We start from the raw sequence: 17,281 nt of genomic DNA, 5'->3' as shown, positions 1-17,281 counted from the left end.
CCCCACCGCACCTTCTAGATCACTCCAGAACCCACGCAAAGAAAAACCCCGGCAGTTTCCTGCCGGGGTTCGCTGATCAATTCGAAGATCGATCTTAGAAGGTGCGCTGAGCGCGAAGCAGAAGCTGCAGGTTGCCCTGATCCTTCAGCTCGTAGGTGGCTGCCGGCTTCGCAACCGCGGCGTTCGCCGTGGCAGCGCCCGCGATCGTGCCCGAGTACTTCTGGTCGAGCCAGACATAGCTCAGGTCCGCGGTGAAGGCGAGGTTCTTGACCGGGGTCCAGACCACGTTACCGCCGATAACCGCGAGGTTGAAGTCGGGGTTACACGTGGCAGTGGCGGCACCGTAGGCTGCGACGAAGTTCGCGCAGATCAGAGCCTTGCCCGTGTTGCCGTAGCGAAGCGATGCATAGGCACCGTAGATGGCCGACACCCAGTTCGGCGACCAGTTGTGGGTGTAACCACCGCGGAAGCCCCAGGTCTTGACCGTGTCGATCCCGGTACCGGTGCCGAACACGCCATCAGCAATACCAGCAAAGCCGAGGCTCTGATAGGCACCGATGCCACTGCCGCCGTAGATGTAGATGTTCTGCGGGAACAGGCTCTGGAAGTTGTAGCGCGATGCACCATCGGTGTAGACCGCCTGCAAGTTGATCGAGTCACCCGCACCGGTCGGGATGTTCTTGATCGACAAGGCGCCCTGCACGGCCCAGCCCCACTTGTCGTCGGGATGGCCAGTGGGTTCCGTCGTGCCGTAGTAGGCCGTGTGGAGTTCGTGCGCCGCTACCGAGAACTGGGCGAGACCCCAAGCCTGGTCGACACGAACCGCACCGACGATGTCGGGCATACGCGTGCCACCCCAATCGTTGGTGCCGTAGATGCCCTGGATGAAGGCAGCGCCGGCGGCCGAAGCCGAAGTGAAGCCACTGAGACCACCAGCAGTGATGCTGGCGTTATAGAGGTTGGTCTGGCCACCTGCGGCGGTCGTCAGGTCCTGCAACGCCACCGAAGCGGTGATGCCCTGGCCGAAATCAGCCGTATAAGCGATCTGGTTCACACCGGTGACGTTGTTGGAGCCGCCCGGAAGGAAGTCGGGACCGCCAGCCGGATAGCTCTGCCACGGCGTGTCGAAGATCGAGACCGTGCGGCCGAAGGTGAAACCAGCGAACTGAATGAACGCATGGTAGAGGCCGAGCGAAGCCGAACCGGTCGAGAACGCCGACGGGTTGCTGCCGGTGACCGCGGTCGTATCCCAGGAGAAAATCGTATCGGCGTAGGTGCGGACCACGCCATACTCGGTCGCCGTGCGGGTATCGACGTTGAAGTCGAAACGAGCGCGGGTCTGATAGTAGTTGTCCAGACGGTTGTTAGCGCCGCCGGGAGCACCCTGACCGATGCCGTAGTCGCTGTTGGTGTTGGCCAGCACGTCGGCGCGAACATAGCCGCCGAGCTTGATGCAGGTGTCGGTACCCGGAATATAGTAGAATCCGGCACCGTACAGGGAGCAGATCTTCACGTATTCGACCGCCTTGGCCTTCACGGGAAGATCGGCTGCCTGAGCTCCGCCAACGGCGAGCAGACCCGCCGCCGAACCGAGCAAAAGGCTCTTAAACTTCATGTTAAACCTCCAAGTTTGCTCTATAGGGAAGGTTCCGGATCCGCTGGGTGACGACACCCTAAGGTTGGTTCCCTTGTCCCTTGTAACCACCGCTTAGCCGCTTCGCGTTTTCGGACACACCCGCTGAAACGCGAGGGACTTAAGCGAACCACCTAGAACGGGACGACCTCGGGATGCCCCCCTCCGTCGCTCAGTCACAATTACTGAAGGTCCTTGCACACACAACAAAAGAACGCTTCGGACCGGGCCTCAAACGCTTGTTTTCCGATGGGTGTTGCACAAATAACACGCAGTTGTGATCAAAGCGCCCGAGCAAGCACTTGAAAACTCAGAGGAATTTTTTGGGGTTCCGTTTGCCTTGAAAAATCCCCGGTTCGAACAACGCAGCCCCTCGGCGTCCCTACAACGTCGACTCGCTCCGAACCGGGCGCGCGAATCTTTCGAATCTGGTCCGCGCTCGGTGGGTTGGGGACAATCGGCTGGTCAGTCCGCCGCTGACTTATTCGCTGATAAAGAGCGCGGAACCTGCCGCGGGAACTTCTATGTGACCCGGCGCCAATCCGGCGCGGTACCGCCGGACCATGGCTTCGAAAGCTTCTTCGAGGCTTCGGGTAAGCAAAGGCGTATTGAAGAGCGGCGACGTGAGACGACGCTCTTCCAGAGTTTCTCGAATGCCGCGGAGCCGCTCATGATCGCGAGCCAATTCGATCGCGCGCCCCTCATATTCATCACGAGAATGCGTGATCAGCTCGGGAAGATCGAGGGCATGCAGCAAGCTGGCCGCGACCCGTCCCGCGAAGGCGTCTCCGGCCAGCGTCAGCAGCGGCAGTCCGGCCCAGAGCGCGTCGCTTGCGGTGGTATGGGCGTTATAGGGCACCGTGTCCAAAAACAGATCCGCCAGGCGGTGTCTCGCCAGATGGTCCGCAGTGGAGGCGACGCGCGTTGCAAAGACCAGGCGCTGGGGATCGACGCCGCTCGCCTCGGCCTCTCTTCGCAAATTGGATCTTGCGACATCCTGGAGATCGGAAAGCCAGACGACGGAGCCATCCACCTCCTTCAGGATTCGCATCCAGCTCTGAAACGTCGGCGGATTCAGTTTGTAGGCGTTGTTGAAGCCGCAGAAGACGAAGCCCTCGGCCGGCAATCCCTGCTCTCGCCTGTCGAGCCCGACACGCGAGATTTCACGCCCCTTGGCATCGTGGGGCATGAAGCAGTGCGGCAGCCAGACGACCTTCTCCGAAAAGTGCTTGCGATGCTCGGCAGGGATGCTGCTCTCGTCGGCGATCACATAGTCCAGTAACGCCCCGCCGACGGTGCCGGCGAAGCCGAGATAGCCCGCAAGAACGGGGGCGGGCCGCTGCGCGAGAACACCGAGCCGCGCCCCGAGCGTATGCCCCATCAGATCCACGAGGATGTCGATGTTGGCCGCCTTGATGCAGCCGACAATGTCATCATCGCTCCGCCCGTGGAGATCGACGAATTGATCGAAACTTCGCTCCAATCTTGCGCGCAGCTCGCTGTCCTCGGCCGGGCCGATCGAGAAAGCGTGCGTTTCAAACCTGGTGCGATCGTGGGCCTCGAAAAGACCTGCGGCCAGATAGCTCACCGGGTGGCTCCGAAAATCCGCCGACAAGTAACCGACGCGGATCTTGTCAGCCTGCACCGGGACGGCGTCGACGGCCTTGCGCCCGGCAAGGTTAAGCAGTCTTTCGACCCAGAAATCGGCGCTTCGTCGCTGGTCCTCGGCCAATGCCGCAATCGACAGCAGCGCGAACGGCTGGCAGCCCCCCTTGCCCGCACGAATGGATTCGATAAGGCGCGTTGTCTCAGCCTCTATTTCTGTCCAGTCGCAGCAATTCAGCTTCGAATAGAGCCTCGCGCCCTCTACTCCGGGCAGGTCGCGGTCGAGCGTCAGCGCTCGGTCGAACGCCGCGAACGCCTCGTCATGGCGCCGAAGGTCGGCGAAGATATTCCCTCGCCCGAACCAGGCCTCCGCCAGGTCGGACCTGATGGATAGCGCCGTGTCGTAGGCCTCGAGCGCTTCCGCGTGGCGCTTGACGTCTCCGAACACGTTCCCCCGACCGAGCCAAGCTTCGGCCAGGTCCGGCGCAATGGAGAGCGCCTTATCGAAGGCGGCGAGCGCCTCGTCGCGACGCCGCAGATCCAGAAAGACACTGCCGCGGCCGAGCCAGGCTTCGGCCGAATTGGGCTTGATCGAAAGCGCCGCGTCATAAAGCGCCAGAGCATCATCGCGGCGCTTAAGGCCCGCGAAGACGTTGCCGCGACCAATCATGGCTTCAATCGAATCCGGCTTGATCGTGAGTGCCTTGTCGTAGGCTGCAAGCGCTTCGTCATAGCGCTTGAGATCAGCGTACGCATTGCCCCTGCCAAGCCAGGCGGCGGCGGCCTGCGGCGCGATATCGAGCGCGCGATCGTAGGATGCGAAGGCATCCGCGTGACGCCTCAGTCCGTACAGGACATTGCCCCGGCCTATCCAGGCCTCCGCCAGATCTGCCCTGATGGAGAGCGCTTTGTCATAGGCATCAAGAGCCTCATCGCGGCGGCTGGATCGAGCCAGTGCCGTGCCGCGGCCGAGCCAGGCTTCCGCCAGGTCGGGCCTGACCGACAGCGCCCGGTCGTAGGAGGTCAACGCCTCGGCGTGCCGTCCGATCTCGAGCAGCGACTTGCCCTTGTTCGCATGGGCGTCGGCGTAGTTCGGGTCCAGGGCAATCGCTCTGTCGAAGTCGGATATCGCCGCCTCGTATTGCTCGAGCACGTTGCAAACCGCGCCGCGGTTGTTCCAGCTCTCTCTCACGTTGGGATTGAGACGCAGGGCTCTGGTGAATTGCTCGTGCGCCAGCGCTGGCTTGCCGAGCTGCTTGGCGATCAGCCCGTAATTATAGAAGGAGACATCTGATCCTTGATTGAGCTTGACGGCGCGCGCAATGAACGGCTCGGCCTCGGCAAACCGGTTTGTGTTCATGAGAACGATGGTCAGCAGGTTGAGCGCTGGAACATGCGACGGCTCGAACTTGATGACGCGTCTGAAGCCCTCTTCGGCCTTCCTGAGATCGCGCCCATTCAGGGCCGCGAGAGCCTCATTGAAGATTGCTGCGATGTTCCTCATCGACGGAATAGACCCTTTCGCGACGCCCCTCACACCGATGGACCGGCGCCGCGTTCAGCATCGAACCGTGCACATTGCCAATCCTGCGGAAGGACGGTGTGACGTACTCCACGCCGGCCGGGTTGAACATATGCTCGGCAGCATGATTTCAGCGGGAGGACTCGGATAGGCCCCTCTTCCGGGGTTTGCCACAATCGAGAACAGCGGATTCGAGCTTGTGAAGAGGCTTCCTTGTGTCGATTCGCCAGGCTGCGAGACCGGTTGCCATGGACCATTGTGTAGCGGCGCGATGATCGGCCTGCTTTCGGCGGCCCTCCGACCCCGAAGCGAGCGCCTCACACTGGAAAATACCTGCTATTTCAATGGGATAGACCTGGCGGAGACGGAGGGATTCGAACCCTCGATAGGCCTTTACAAGCCTATAACGGTTTAGCAAACCGCCGCCTTCAGCCACTCGGCCACGTCTCCAATACGCCGGGTATGCCCGACACGGAGGCGGGCCGCAAGCGGCAGAATTGGGGCGAGCGGGTTTCTTTGCACATGAAACGCTTTGAGAGCGACAGATATAAGGGACGGATCGGGAATGCGACGTCCGAGGCGCGTCACGCCATCGTCCCGCCTGCACTGTATTTCCACCAGCTGGCGTGCATCCTCGCACGCCAATCTGGCAACAAGCTGATCGTTACCTGCCCTGAAACAGCGAGCCGTTGTTCTCTCCGACAAAGGCGATTAGTGTTTTTTGAACCTCTTCGCCAGAGCACGGACCCGACATCGGGGTCGAGATACCCAATCACATGCCACAACAAGGCCGCAACAAGGGAGCTTCGGCCCCCTCCTCACTCCATCCGTCCACTATTCTGGACCAGGCAATTGCAGCGCACCGCTCGGGCAATCTGCCGGATGCGGAACGGGCCTACACGACCATCCTGAAGGCGAGCAGAACGCATGCCGTCGCGCTCCACATGCTGGGGCTGTTGCACGCCCAGCGCGGCCAATTTGCGGACGCCGAGCCTTTGCTGAAGAAGGCTGCACGCGTCGACCCCGGCAATCCCGACGTTCTTTTCAACTTTGCCAACGTGCTGCGTGCGCTGAACAAGCCGGATGATGCGCTCGCCTGGCTTGCGAAAGTGATCGCCCTGTCCCCGAACTTCGCGGACGCGCATCTCAATCGCGGAGCGATTCTCATTGCACGGCAGCAGCTTCGCGACGCCATAGCCGAGTTTGATCGCGCCATAGTGATCGCACCGTCGAGCGCCGCGTTCGCCAACCGAGGCAGCGCGTTGCAGCAGCTTGGTCGACTCGAGGAAGCGCGTGACAGCTACGGCCGCGCCATCGAGCTTGCACCGGGCGACCCCCAGAACCATTTCGCGTTGTCTGAGGTTCTTGGCCAGCTGGGGCGCGACGACGAAGCGATCGCGGCGCTGGAACGAACGGTCGCACTTGATAAGACGTTCCCGTTTGCGCTGAGCAACCTCGTTGCCTGCAGGCGCAAGCGCGCCGACTGGAGCAGTTTCGAACGTGAACAGGCCGCCATGGACGAGGCTGTCGAGGCGGACGTGCCGATCGACCCCTTCACCCTCTTTCATGTCTCCTCATCGCCTGCACGCCAATTGACCTGTGCAAAGACCTATGTCGCCAAGGTGGCCCCCGACGGACGCGCCGCCAGGCCAGGAACGCCGAGCCCGGCGTCCCGGCTCCGGGTCGCATACATGTCGGCCGATTTTCGCAATCATGCCACCGCGTATTTGATGGCCGGAGTCTTCGAGGCGCACGACCGTGAGCGCTTCGACATCACCGCCATCTCCTACGGGCCCGACGACGATAGCCAGATGCGCAACCGCCTGAAGGCCGCATTCGAACGCTTTGAAGATGTCAGCCATCTCGCCGACGAGGACGTCGTCAAGCTGATCCGCCAGCTCGAGATCGAGGTTCTCGTCGATCTCGGCGGCTTCACCGCCGGTGCGCGTCCGAACATCATTGCGCGCCGGCCGGCTCCTATCCAGGTCAGCTATCTCGGCTTTCCCGGCACGATGGGTGCCCCCTATGTCGACTACCTCATGGCCGACCGGATCGTCATCCCCGAAACGGAGCAGCTTTATTACGCCGAGAAGGTGATCTATCTTCCGAATAGCTACCAGGCGACCGACGCGAAGCGAGCGCTCCCGTCAAATCCACCAAGCCGCACCGAGCTCGGATTGGCGGACGATGCGTTGGTCTACTGCGCGTTCAACAGAAACCCCAAGATCAACCCCCCGCTGTTCGGCGTCTGGATGCGGCTGCTCGACAGGACCCCCGGAAGCGTCCTTTGGCTGCTGGATGGAGACCCGGTCGCCACGGAGAATCTGAAGCGTGAAGCCGTTGCGCGGGGGATTGCCGCCGAGAGAATCGTGTTCGCTCCGCGCGTCCCTGCTGACGAGCATCTGGCGCGCCACCAGGTCGCCGATCTGTTCCTGGACACATTGCCTTACAACGCCCACACCGGGGCCAGCGACGCCCTTTGGGCTGGCTTGCCGGTTCTGACGTGCCTTGGCACCACCTTTGCCGGACGCGTTGCAGCCAGTCTCCTGAACGCCGTCGGCCTTCCCGAGCTGGTGACGCGATCGCTGGACGAATACGAGGCCTTGGCACTGCGGATCGCCCACGATCCCGAGCTTCGGGTCGCGCTCAGGAGCAAGCTGGCGACGCGCCGGACCACTTGGCCGCTTTTCGATACTGTCCGCATGACGCGACATATCGAAGAGGCATTGAGCGAAATCTGGCGCAGGCATTGCGCCGGCGAAGCGCCGGCCTCGTTTGCCGTGCAAACCTTACCATGAGGCCCGCCTCGGCGCGATGGTGCCGGCCGGTCGAGGTCGGTTCCCAAGCGAAGTGAACCGCTCAGTGCGCACAGACCCAGGCCCTCGCCTCGCGCTGCGCGACCGAGATCTCGGCGTCCGACATCTGCCCGGCGACTTCCTGGCGCAGCGCCACGGCGTCCTTGCGGCCCTTCAGCGCCGCGAGATTGAACCATTTGTGCGCGGCGACGAGATCGACGATCCCGGAGCGGCCGCTCGCCCAATAGATCCCGCGCTCGAACAGCACGTCCGACAGCGCGCTCGCATCGACCGGCGTTGCCGTCTCCAGATCGAATGTACCCTGAAACATCACGCATCCCCTTTGTTCTTATGCCGCCTCGTCCCCCGAGCGCGGCTCCCGTCCAATTCTGATGTGCATGACCCTTCCCGGGATCGTGCACTGTTCAACTCTTCCCCATCGCCGTTTGCCGGCTTGTTGGAGGCGATGATGGCGGGCAAATTTGAATGGCAGTTTAAGTATCGCGATGAAGCAGACGTAAACGGGGCGCGCGGCGCGTGCGCGGAGGATTCAAGAAGTCCCTGATTTGCAGGCACTTCTACGATTCGTCAGACTCTGTTTACCCCGGGATTTTGGGAGAACGATAACCATCACGCGCGGTGGCTCGTGGCCGTGTGGCTAGAATGTGAAAGGCGGATCACTGTCGTTGCCGCACACCGTGCCGTCATTCCCCGCGCAGGCGGGGAATCCAGTATCCCGCAGCTTGTCGATTCAATCGCTGCCGTCTCGGAGTACTGGATCGCCCGGTCCCGGCTCCGCCAAGGCTACGCCGAGGCTTACACGGGTGCTCGGCGCGCCGAAGCTTCAGCGAAGGCGGCAAGCCGGGCGATGACACCGCGAACGGAGAAGCGGCGTGCGAACAGCGTGCATCAGGCCGCAGCCCGGGCGTGCCCCAAGGCAGTTCGAGCAAGGGCGCGATGACGTCGCGCGTTTCAGATCAGCAATGTCGGGGGAAAAGGAATGCCGGCAATGCCCCGGCTTCAAGGGAACGAGGGCGTCGGCGAACACGTCAGGACCAGATTCCACTTTGGCCCGAAGGCCTGTCGTGAAATTGCGGAGCCCGTTTGAGGAGAACCGCACCGAACGAAGAAAACTCGTTTCTTCTGCCGGACCGCGAAAGAGAACGGTCCGACCGTTGACCTGATGTCTCGCCGACACCCTCTATCGTCGACCAGAACCTCTAGGAGGCGCTGATGACGTGCCGGCTATCTGGAGCCGGCAACTTCAGAAGCGAAGTTACTTCTTCTTCTTCGCGACCTTGCGGGTCTTCTTCGCAGTCTTCTTCACTGCGCTCTTCGCCTTCTTCGCCTTCTTCGCTTTCTTGGCCATGTTGCCCTCCGATGTGTGAGATGGCTTTAATCGCTGCGTGCACTCGGGGATCGAATGCACTCACCCCGAATACACCAACACGAAGAAAAAAACAGCTTCTCGCTTAAAGAAGTGTTGACGCAGCAAGGCGCGTGCGCTTGGCGGGCGCGACGCAGGCGCTTCGTTCGACGTGCACTTGCGATCATGCAGAGCGCTCGCATCATCGACGTTCGCGAACGATGCGATTGCACGAAAACACTATGCAGCAAGTATTTTTTCGCACGCGTGCATCGCGCGCGATCAACGCCACGATGCGCATCGGCAATCGCGCGATCGCCTCGCGAAGGCGTTTCGCGGACTCTGAGTCGCGATTTTTGGCAACGAAAATATTTTCATGCTTAACGGCGCGGGCGCTCGCCGGAGCGCGTTCAAGCCGCCGTTTCGGGCGAATCGCGCGGCGGCGATTCGGCCGCCGCATCGCCGTCGATCGGGATGGAGTTTGCCGTTCGCGGATGCGCGCGAGCGTCGCAGCGAGAACCGAAAGCGAGGTGACGACGCGTCTCCGTCACCTCGTTCGAACGTGAGGCTCAGACGCCGAGCTTGGACTTGAGCAGGTCGTTGACGCTCTGCGGGTTGGCCTTGCCGCCGGACGCCTTCATCACCTGGCCGACGAACCAGCCGAGCGATTGCGGCTTGTCCTTCACCTGCGCCGCCTTGTCGGGATTGGCCGCGATGATGTCGTCGACCACCTTTTCGATCGCGGAAAGATCCGTGACCTGCTTCATGCCGCGGCTTTCGACCAGCGCGCGGGGATCGCCGCCCTCCTGCCAGACGATCTCGAACAGATCCTTGGCGATCTTGCCCGAGATCGTGCCGTCGCCGATCAGGTCGATGATCGCAGCCAGCTGCGCGGCATTGACGGGCGAGGCCGTAATATCCCGGCCTTCCTTGTTGAGACGGCCGAACAGCTCGTTGATCACCCAGTTCGCCGCCATCTTGCCGTCGCGGGCACGGCTGGCGAGCTTGTCGAGCACCGTCTCGTAGAACACCGCGCTCTCGCGCTCGGCGACCAGCACGCTCGCATCATAGGCCGAGAGGCCGAAATCGGCGACGAAGCGCGCCTTCTTCTGGTCCGGCAGCTCCGGCAGCTCCGCCTTCAGCTCGTCGACGAATTCCTGGCTGAACTCCAGCGGCAACAGGTCGGGGTCGGGGAAGTAGCGATAGTCGTGCGCCTCTTCCTTCGACCGCATCGAGCGCGTCTCGCCCCTGTTGGGATCGAACCGGCGCGTCTCCTGCTCGATCTCGCCCCCGTCCTCGAGGATCTCGATCTGGCGCCGCGCTTCATACTCGATCGCCTGGCCGATGAAGGCGATGGAGTTCATGTTCTTGATCTCGCAGCGGGTGCCGAGCGGCGCGCCGGGCCTGCGCACGGAGACGTTGACGTCGGCGCGCAAGGATCCCTTCTCCATGTCGCCGTCGCAGGTGCCGAGATAGCGCATGATCGAGCGCAGCTTGGTCACATAGGCCTTGGCCTGCTCGGCGTCGCGGATATCCGGCTTCGAGACGATCTCCATCAGCGCCACGCCAGAACGATTGAAATCGATGTAGGAGAGCGACGGCGACCGGTCGTGCAGCATCTTGCCGGGATCCTGCTCCAGATGCAGCCGCTCGATACCGATGGCGGCGGTCTTGCCGCCGTCGAGATCGATGATCACCTCGCCCTCGCCGACGACGGGCGATTTGTACTGGCTGATCTGGTAGCCCTGCGGCAGGTCGGGATAGAAATAGTTCTTGCGGTCGAACACCGAGCGCAGGTTGATCTGCGCGTTGAGGCCGAGCCCGGTCCGGACAGCCTGCCTGACGCATTCCTCGTTGATCACGGGAAGCATGCCCGGCATCGCGACGTCGACCAGCGAGACGTGGCTGTTCGGCTCGCCGCCGAACGCGGTGGACGCGCCCGAGAACAGTTTGGCGTTCGAGGTCACCTGGGCATGGATCTCCATGCCGATGACCATCTCCCACTCACCGGTTGAACCCTTAAGAAGCTTGTGAGGTGTCGCGTCAGCGTTCATGGAGAAGATGTCGTTCTGCGTTGGAGGTTAAGCCCCGATCAGGCCGCGATCGTGCGAGGGAGCTGCTGCGATCGACTAATTAAGCCGATGCTGGAGGCGATGCAACCTCGCCACCGTCTCTAGCCCCGGCGGAATTGGGCGTGAAATCGCACCCGAACCGTGTCATGACAAGGCGCAAGGGATCAAATGCCAGAGGGAAGATGGGCGAGCTCACGCTTCGGATGGTCGATGGGACGCAGATCGTCGTGACGGCCTCCCTCGAGGCCATCACCACCTACGTCATCCTCGAGCAGGAGACGTGGTTCGAGAAGGAGACGGCATTCCTCGCAAGCTGGCTGAAGCCGGGCATGTCCGCGCTCGACATCGGGGCCAATCTCGGCGTCTACAGCCTGCCAATGGCGCGGCGGCTCGCCCCTCATGGGCAGGTGTTCGCCTATGAACCGGCCAGCGAGCCACGACGGCTACTCGCGCTCGGAAAGGCGAAGAACGAGGCCGCCAACCTGCATATCATCGCCGCGGCGCTGTCGGATGGCGAGCGCGAGGGCCGTCTGGTGCTGGGCGCCTCCAGCGAGCTCAACTCGCTGCAAGGCAGCGGTCCCACCGAAAGCATTCAGATCACCTCGCTCGATGCCGAACAGAGATCCAGGCATTGGGGCCCGATCGACTTCGTCAAGATGGACGCGGAAGGCGAGGAGGAGCGAATCCTGGCCGGCGCGAAGGGCTTTCTCTCCGAGCGCTCCCCCCTCGTCATGTTCGAGATAAAAGCCGGTGACAAACAGAACGATCGTCTGCCGGCCGCTTTCGCCAGCATGGGCTTCGACATCTATCGGCTGATCGGCGGAGCGCCGGTTCTGGTGCCGGTGAAGCTCGGCGAGCCGCTCGATCCCTATGAGCTGAACCTCTTCGCAGCCAAGCGCGATCGCGCCAGAGCGCTCGCCCAAGAGGGCTTCTTGATCGAGACCATCCCGTCATGGGAGCCTGACGACACGGTGCGGGACTGGGCACTCACCCAGTTCGAAGCCCAACCCTTCGCGCACATTTTCGCGGCCCTGTCGGGCGGCGCCGCGGCGCAGGACCCGGTTTACCGCGACGCCCTCGCCGCCTATGCGACCTGGCGCTCCGAGGAACTCGCCTTGCCCAGGCGTTATGCGGCGCTGAAATTCGCCTGCGATACACTCGGCTCGCTGTGTCAGAACCAGGCCTCGCTGTCGCGCCTTTCAACGCTTGCCCGCATCGCCTCGGATATCGGCAGCCGCGCCATCGCCGTCAACGCATTGCGGTACGTGGCGGATGTACTCAAGGGCGGCAAAGGCCGAATCCTGGAGCCATTCTGGCCCGCAAGCCCGAGATTCGACCATCTCGAGCCCGGGACCAATCCCGTCGGCTGGTTCGTGGTCGCAGCACTCGAGCGGCTCGAGCAGATGGCATCGTTCTCCTCCTGCTTTGCTCCCTCCCTCGTCGATCTCGACTGGCTTGCCGGCCAGCCGCTGGTTGGTGCCGAGATCGAACGCCGGCGCATTCTTCAGCGGGCGCGCGCGGGCCAACGGGTCGAGGTCCCACCGCGCCTGCGCGTGACGGCACCCGACCACGTTAATGACGCGATTTGGCGTGCCGGCGCAGTTCCCAACACGCGCGTGTGAGCGGGCCGGCCCCGTCAAGCCCCGAGCAGCGTGGCAGCGATCCGCTCCCACTCCGCTTCCAATGAATCCCTTGCCGCGGGCTGGCCGGCCTGGCGATACCAATAGCCGGCATTGCCGAGATCGCCTTCGACACGGTGCAAATAGGCATGCACCCAGGCAGCCTCACGGCTGCTCTCGTCCTGAACGATCGTGTGCGCGCGGTCCCAGTCGCCCTTCGCCGCCCACCAGAGGCCGGCGAGCGGCGCGCTCAAGTCCGGCGCGGGCGCCGCGCCGCCGAGGCTCGCGATGAAATCGGCGACATTCACCACCACCTCGCGGGCGTGAAGCGGCCGGCGGCCTGCTCGATCACCTCGCCGAGCGAGAACAGCGTCTCCTCATCGAACGGACGGCCGATCAGTTGCAGGCCGAGCGGCAGCCCCTGCGCATCCTTGCCGGCTGGCACCGCGATTCCGGGCAGGCCCGCCATGTTCACGGTCACCGTGAAGATGTCGTTGAGATACATCTCGACCGGGTCGGCGCCGCCCTTCTCGCCGATGCCGAAGGCCGCCGACGGCGTCGCAGGCGTCAGGATCGCGTCGACGCCCCTCGCGAAGCAATCCTCGAAGTCCTTCTTGATCAGCGTGCGCACCTTCTGCGCGCGCAAATAATAAGCGTCGTAATAGCCGGCCGAGAGCACGTAGGTGCCGATCATGACACGGCGGCGCACCTCTGCGCCAAACCCGGCCGCGCGGGTGTTCTCGTAGAGCTCGATGATGTTCTTGCCCTGCTCGCGCAGGCCGTAGCGCACGCCGTCATAGCGCGCGAGGTTGGACGAGGCCTCCGCTGGCGCCACGATGTAATAGGCCGGTAGGGCGTATTTGGTGTGCGGCAGCGACACCTCGACGAGCTCGGCGCCGGCGCTCCTGAGCCACTTGGCGCCCTCGCTCCAGAGCTTCTCGATCTCGGCCGGCATTCCGTCGAGACGATACTCCTTGGGAATGCCGATCTTCATGCCCTTCACGGACTTGCCGATCGCTGCCTCGTAATCCGGCACAGGGATATCGACCGACGTCGTGTCCTTGGGATCGTGTCCGGCCATCGAGCGCAGCAGCATCGCGGCGTCGCGTACGTTGCGCGCGATCGGACCTGCCTGGTCGAGCGAGGACGCAAAGGCGACGATGCCCCAGCGCGAGCAGCGGCCATAGGTCGGCTTGATGCCGACGGTCGCGGTGAACGCGGCCGGCTGGCGGATCGAGCCACCGGTGTCGGTCGCAGTCGCGCCCATGCACAGCAGCGCCGCCACCGCCGAGGCCGAGCCGCCGGACGAGCCGCCCGGCACCAGCGTCGTGTTGCTGCCCTCGCGCCGCCAGGGATTGCCGACGGGACCGAAGCACGAGGTCTCGTTGGCCGAGCCCATCGCGAACTCGTCATTGTTGAGCTTGCCGAGCATCACCGCGCCGTCGCGCCAGAGCTGCGAGGTCACTGTGGACTCGTACGTCGGCACGAAATTGCCGAGGATCTTCGAGCAGGCCGTGGTCCGCACGCCCTTGGTCGCGAACAGGTCCTTGATGCCGAGCGGGATGCCCGCGAGCGGGCCGCCTTCGCCCTTGGCGATCTTCGCGTCCACGGCCTTCGCCATGTCGCGCGCGCGATCGGGCGTCTCCATCACGAAGGCGTTGAGCACGCGCGCGGCTTCGATCGCGGAAAGATGCGCGTCGGTCAGCTCGAGCGACGTGAAAGTCTTGTCGGCGAGACCCTTCCGGGCCTCGGCGAGCGTCAGCGATGTCAAATCGGTCATTTATTGATCGGGCTGCAGAAGAACGGAGACAGGGTCTTGTCGTTGGCCGGGTCGTCTTTTTTGGCGGCGGCTTTCGCGGCCGCCTCGATCTCGTCGAGCACGGCATTGACGGCGACGTTGGGATCGGCAGCCTTGCCCTGCCGCTCCATCTTGTCGAGGTAATTCATGTAGGCCTGATAGGCCTTCTCATCGTCGCAAAGCAGGCACATCGGACCTAACCTGTTTATTCAACGACCTTCGGCACCAGGAAGAAGTGACCTTCAGTCGCGGGCGCGTTGGCAACGATATCGTCGGCGATCTCGCCGTCATCGACCACGTCCTGCCGCTTCTTCATCTGCATCGGGGTGACCGAGGTCATCGGCTCCACGCCCTCGACATTGACCTCCGAGAGCTGCTCGACGAAGGCGAGCATGGCGTTGAGCTCGCCCTGCAGATGCGGAACCTCGTCCTCGGAAACCGCAATACGCGCCAGATGCGCGATGCGGCGGACGGTAGCGGCGTCAACAGACATTATATAGGGCCTCTCACGGCAAAACCTATGTGCCGTATAGCAGAGGCCGCTTTTGCGCCGCAACCGGCGCTTCCCCCTATCCGGCGAGGGCCTTCAGGCGCCCGAGCGCCGATTTGGCGAGATCCCGGGTCAATTCGGCGGCGGGGACCTCGCGGCCCAGCGCAACGGCCTGCCCTGCCCAGAGATTGGTGAAATCGACCCTGCCCTGCTTTTCGGCAGCCGCCTTCAGCGGCCCCAGCGCGGTCGCGGCGTGGGGAAACGGCGGCGCATCCGGCGAGATCGGGCCAGCCTCGCGCATCAGCCGGTTCTGCACCCCGCGCGCAGGCCGGCCGGTCATGACATTGGTGATGACGGTGGAATCGTCCCGCGCCTCGGCGAGCGCCTTGCGGCCGCCCGCGCTGAGCTTGGATTCCGGGCAGCGCAGATAGGCGCTGCCGATCTGCACGCCCGAGGCGCCGAGCGCGAAGGCTGCGGCAATGCCGCGTCCGTCCGCGATGCCGCCCGCCGCGATCACCGGCACCTTCACGGCGTCGACGACCTGCGGCACCAGCGCGAAGGTCCCGGGCTGCTCGGCGGCCTTGTCGGTCAGGAACATGCCGCGATGGCCGCCGGCCTCGGCCCCTTGCGCGATCACGGCATCGACGCCGCGTTCTTCCAGCCAGACCGCCTCCTTCACCGTCGTCGCGGACGAGATGACGAGGCAACCCGCCGCCTTCACGCGCCTCAGCAGCGCTTGCTCCGGCAGGCCGAAATGGAAGCTGACGATCTCCGGCTTCAGCTCCTCGACCACCTCGCAGAACGCCGCATCGAACGGCGCGCGGTTCGCAGCCGCGATCGGCGCTGAGGGATCGAGACCGTGCTCGGCGTAGTAGCCCGCGAGCCGCTGCTTCCACCGCGCCTCCGCTTCGCGCGTCAGCTCGACCGGCGTATGGCAGAAGAAGTTCATGTTGACCGGGGCCTTGACGCGCTGGCGGATCAGACCGACCTGCTCGCGCGCCTTCTCCGGCGAGATCATCGCACTTGGCAGCGAGCCGAGCCCACCGCCCTGCGCCACGGCAATCACCAGCTCCGCATCCATCACGCCCGCCATCGGCGCCAGCACGATCGGGAATTCGGTCTTGAACAGGTCGATCAGTCGACGGTCAGGCCACATGGTTGTTCTCTCTCGTTCTTTCTTACCCTCCCCTGGAGGGGGAGGGTCGGGTGGCATGTCGCGAAGCGAAATGCGAAGCGGGGTGGGGTGATCTCTCAACACGGGCACCGCCTCAATGGAGAGACTGTCACCCCACCCCGCTCGCGCTTCGCGCGATCGACCCTCCCCCTCCAGGGGAGGGTAGGAAGTCTACGCCGCTGTCAGCGAGTTTCTCCGCCCGGCGATCAACTGCTCCGCCTCCACTGCAATCCGCTCGACGATCTCCGCCGCCGGTGGAATATCATGGATTAGCCCGACCGCCTCGCCGGCGATCACCGCGGCGATGTCGAAATTGCCCGCCGCCCTTGCTGCCGCATAATCGGCCGCGACTGCGGCAACATTCTGCATCAGCTCGACCTCGCGGCCGATCCAGCGCTTCGCATGATCGTTGACCAGGCACCGCCCGGTAAACGGCGCCGGCCAGACATTGTTGCGGGAGAGATCGAAGATGATGCCGCGCACGGTCGAACCCGAGTTCGCCGCGCAGATGCGTCGTTTGGCCTCCTCCGCGCCGTCGGCCTCCTGGCTGGCATAGAAGCGCGTGCCGAGCAGCACGCCGCTCGCGCCGAGCATCAGCATGGCAGCGAGGCCGCGCCCATCCGCGATGCCGCCGGCCGCCACCACGGGAACGCGCCCCGCGGCGAGATCGACGACAGCAGGCACGAGATCGACGGTGGTGCGCGACGCGCCATGACCGCCCGCCTCCGTTCCCTGCGCAATCAGGATGTCGGCACCGGCATCGAGCGCCTGCTGTGCCATCGCTTCATCCTGCACCTGGCAGATCAGGCGCGCGCCGGCGGACTTGATCCTGGACGCGAACGGCGCGGGGTCGCCGAACGACAACATGATCGCAGCTGGTTTTGCAGCGAGCGCGACATCGAGAAGCTCGGGCCGCTTGGCAAGGCTCCAGGTGATGAAGCCAATCCCGAACGGTGCACTGAGGTCGGCGAGCTTCGCCGTCTCCTGCTCCAGCCACGCCCGCTCGCCATAGCCGCCGCCAAGAATGCCGAACCCGCCGGCGCGGCTCACCGCCGCGACCAGACGGCTGCCGGCGATGACATCCATCGGCGCCAGCAGGATGGGATGCTTGATCCTAAGCAGCGTGGTCAGCGGCGGCGTCATCGGCATGGCTCCTCCCCCGGTCTGGACAGCGAGACTAGGCGCGACTAGCATTCTCGAAAAATGA

At 63.8% G+C, this 17,281-nt stretch carries 12 protein-coding genes and 1 tRNA gene; 2 read left to right on the top strand and 11 right to left on the bottom strand.

What is annotated here, in order from left to right:
• Positions 1–94: 94 nt before the first annotated feature.
• The 3 genes from ACNJYA_RS17180 to ACNJYA_RS17170 all read right to left on the bottom strand — a co-directional run bounded on the left by ACNJYA_RS17180 (position 95) and on the right by ACNJYA_RS17170 (position 5,210).
• Positions 95–1,615: a porin gene (locus ACNJYA_RS17180; protein ID WP_212255104.1), complete on the bottom strand. Its 1,521-nt coding sequence runs from the start codon at positions 1,613–1,615 to the stop codon at positions 95–97.
• A 499-nt stretch (positions 1,616–2,114) separates the two neighbouring features.
• The gene (locus ACNJYA_RS17175; RefSeq protein WP_439367047.1) at positions 2,115–4,742 is read right to left on the bottom strand and encodes an O-linked N-acetylglucosamine transferase family protein; all 2,628 of its coding nucleotides are present in this window, start codon (positions 4,740–4,742) and stop codon (positions 2,115–2,117) included.
• Between the two features lie 374 nt (positions 4,743–5,116).
• Positions 5,117–5,210: transfer RNA gene (locus ACNJYA_RS17170), tRNA-Ser, on the bottom strand.
• Positions 5,211–5,536: 326 nt separating this feature from the next.
• On the opposite strand from ACNJYA_RS17170, the gene ACNJYA_RS17165 reads away from it, so the two are divergent.
• Positions 5,537–7,558, top strand: coding sequence for an O-linked N-acetylglucosamine transferase family protein (locus ACNJYA_RS17165; RefSeq protein WP_439367045.1), 2,022 nt, complete (start codon positions 5,537–5,539; stop codon positions 7,556–7,558).
• A gap of 61 nt (positions 7,559–7,619) precedes the next feature.
• Here ACNJYA_RS17165 and ACNJYA_RS17160 read toward each other — a convergent pair whose 3' ends face one another.
• Entirely contained in the window at positions 7,620–7,886 is a 267-nt protein-coding gene (locus ACNJYA_RS17160; protein ID WP_122402900.1) for a hypothetical protein, read from the bottom strand.
• Positions 7,887–9,490: 1,604 nt separating this feature from the next.
• On the bottom strand, positions 9,491–10,975 hold the full coding sequence (gene gatB, locus ACNJYA_RS17155; protein ID WP_439367043.1) for an Asp-tRNA(Asn)/Glu-tRNA(Gln) amidotransferase subunit GatB: 1,485 nt from the start codon (positions 10,973–10,975) through the stop codon (positions 9,491–9,493).
• A 200-nt stretch (positions 10,976–11,175) separates the two neighbouring features.
• On the opposite strand from gatB, the gene ACNJYA_RS17150 reads away from it, so the two are divergent.
• Positions 11,176–12,615, top strand: coding sequence for an FkbM family methyltransferase (locus tag ACNJYA_RS17150; protein WP_439367041.1), 1,440 nt, complete (start codon positions 11,176–11,178; stop codon positions 12,613–12,615).
• 14 nt (positions 12,616–12,629) lie between these two features.
• Here the strand turns inward: ACNJYA_RS17150 and ACNJYA_RS17145 are convergent, their stop codons facing one another.
• The 6 genes from ACNJYA_RS17145 to ACNJYA_RS17120 form a co-directional block, all read right to left on the bottom strand.
• Entirely contained in the window at positions 12,630–12,926 is a 297-nt protein-coding gene (locus tag ACNJYA_RS17145) for a hypothetical protein (RefSeq protein ID WP_439367039.1), read from the bottom strand.
• Positions 12,917–14,392 carry an Asp-tRNA(Asn)/Glu-tRNA(Gln) amidotransferase subunit GatA gene (gatA, locus tag ACNJYA_RS17140; protein ID WP_439367037.1) on the bottom strand — a complete coding sequence of 492 codons (1,476 nt, stop codon included), beginning with the start codon at positions 14,390–14,392 and terminating at the stop codon, positions 12,917–12,919. Before gatA ends, ACNJYA_RS17145 begins: the two co-directional genes overlap by 10 nt.
• On the bottom strand, positions 14,389–14,601 hold the full coding sequence (locus tag ACNJYA_RS17135) for a hypothetical protein (protein ID WP_027547180.1): 213 nt from the start codon (positions 14,599–14,601) through the stop codon (positions 14,389–14,391). The genes gatA and ACNJYA_RS17135 overlap by 4 nt, the downstream gene beginning before the upstream one ends.
• A 14-nt stretch (positions 14,602–14,615) precedes the next feature.
• A complete protein-coding gene (gene gatC / locus ACNJYA_RS17130) occupies positions 14,616–14,903 on the bottom strand; it encodes an Asp-tRNA(Asn)/Glu-tRNA(Gln) amidotransferase subunit GatC (protein ID WP_128265297.1) in 288 nt (95 codons plus the stop codon).
• A gap of 76 nt (positions 14,904–14,979) precedes the next feature.
• Positions 14,980–16,056, bottom strand: a complete 1,077-nt coding sequence (locus ACNJYA_RS17125) for an NAD(P)H-dependent flavin oxidoreductase (RefSeq protein ID WP_439367034.1) — start codon at positions 16,054–16,056, stop codon at positions 14,980–14,982.
• A gap of 189 nt (positions 16,057–16,245) precedes the next feature.
• A complete protein-coding gene (locus tag ACNJYA_RS17120; protein WP_439367032.1) occupies positions 16,246–17,223 on the bottom strand; it encodes an NAD(P)H-dependent flavin oxidoreductase in 978 nt (325 codons plus the stop codon).
• Between the last annotated feature and the right edge of the window lie 58 nt (positions 17,224–17,281).

The organism is Bradyrhizobium sp. BLXBL-01, assembly GCF_051853025.1.
In the GTDB taxonomy this organism is placed as follows: domain Bacteria; phylum Pseudomonadota; class Alphaproteobacteria; order Rhizobiales; family Xanthobacteraceae; genus Bradyrhizobium.
This window is presented reverse-complemented; position numbering and strand designations above follow the sequence as displayed.

Bases quoted from the DNA above. Each gene is read 5' to 3' on its own strand.
- ACNJYA_RS17180 (WP_212255104.1), bottom strand. From the start codon at position 1,615: ATGAAGTTTAAGAGCCTTTTGCTCGGTTCGGCGGCGGGTCTGCTCGCC.
- ACNJYA_RS17175 (WP_439367047.1), bottom strand. From the start codon at position 4,742: ATGAGGAACATCGCAGCAATCTTCAATGAGGCTCTCGCGGCCCTGAAT.
- ACNJYA_RS17165 (WP_439367045.1), top strand. From the start codon at position 5,537: ATGCCACAACAAGGCCGCAACAAGGGAGCTTCGGCCCCCTCCTCACTC.
- ACNJYA_RS17160 (WP_122402900.1), bottom strand. From the start codon at position 7,886: ATGTTTCAGGGTACATTCGATCTGGAGACGGCAACGCCGGTCGATGCG.
- gatB (WP_439367043.1), bottom strand. From the start codon at position 10,975: ATGAACGCTGACGCGACACCTCACAAGCTTCTTAAGGGTTCAACCGGT.
- ACNJYA_RS17150 (WP_439367041.1), top strand. From the start codon at position 11,176: ATGGGCGAGCTCACGCTTCGGATGGTCGATGGGACGCAGATCGTCGTG.
- gatA (WP_439367037.1), bottom strand. From the start codon at position 14,392: ATGACCGATTTGACATCGCTGACGCTCGCCGAGGCCCGGAAGGGTCTC.
- ACNJYA_RS17135 (WP_027547180.1), bottom strand. From the start codon at position 14,601: ATGTGCCTGCTTTGCGACGATGAGAAGGCCTATCAGGCCTACATGAAT.
- gatC (WP_128265297.1), bottom strand. From the start codon at position 14,903: ATGTCTGTTGACGCCGCTACCGTCCGCCGCATCGCGCATCTGGCGCGT.
- ACNJYA_RS17125 (WP_439367034.1), bottom strand. From the start codon at position 16,056: ATGTGGCCTGACCGTCGACTGATCGACCTGTTCAAGACCGAATTCCCG.
- ACNJYA_RS17120 (WP_439367032.1), bottom strand. From the start codon at position 17,223: ATGCCGATGACGCCGCCGCTGACCACGCTGCTTAGGATCAAGCATCCC.